Origin of the sequence: Bacillus sp. ISL-34, from assembly GCF_018613325.1 — a bacterium.
GTDB lineage: Bacteria > Bacillota > Bacilli > Bacillales > DSM-1321 > Peribacillus.
In genome coordinates this window covers 1-492 of sequence record NZ_JAGGQJ010000049.1, presented here as the reverse complement: position 1 = coordinate 492, position 492 = coordinate 1, and the positions used below count along the sequence as shown (strand labels likewise).

Annotated in this window: 1 pseudogene; it reads right to left on the bottom strand. The window is 41.9% G+C overall.

The features are described from left to right. Window positions 1-85 precede the first annotated feature (85 nt). Window positions 86-487, bottom strand: a pseudogene (locus tag J7E52_RS27230) (JAB domain-containing protein). Window positions 488-492: the final 5 nt, after the last annotated feature.

Below are 492 nucleotides of genomic sequence, written 5' to 3'. Positions count from 1 at the left end.
TATATATATTCCCTGCCTCTTTTGGTTTATCCTCAAAAGGAAGACTGTGTAGCATGTTATCTAAGCAAGAAAAACAAATGCCATTTTACGCAATCATTAGTTGTTTACCACCCTTTTCTTTTAAGCTAACATACTTACCCGTATGAGAAACAATCAAATAGTCTAAAACTTCAATCCCAATAATTTTCCCTGCTTCCGCCAATCGCTTTATGATTTCAATGTCTTCCATACTCGGGTTGGGTCACCCGATGCTGACAATAAGGGAAGCCGCGTTGTTTAAAATGGCGCATTTCAGCACATCTCTAGGATGGACGACACTGGCATTAAGGCTTCCCACATGCGCCCTATGAAGACCTATAACATGATTTTTCGTGTTAAGCATCATGACAAGAAAAACCTCCCTGTCCTCATTTGCGATTTGCGCTGAGGCTAATTCTCGGGCATCTTCTGGATTGCGAATTTGAAAGGCCGCAAACGGCTCAACCATTTCCC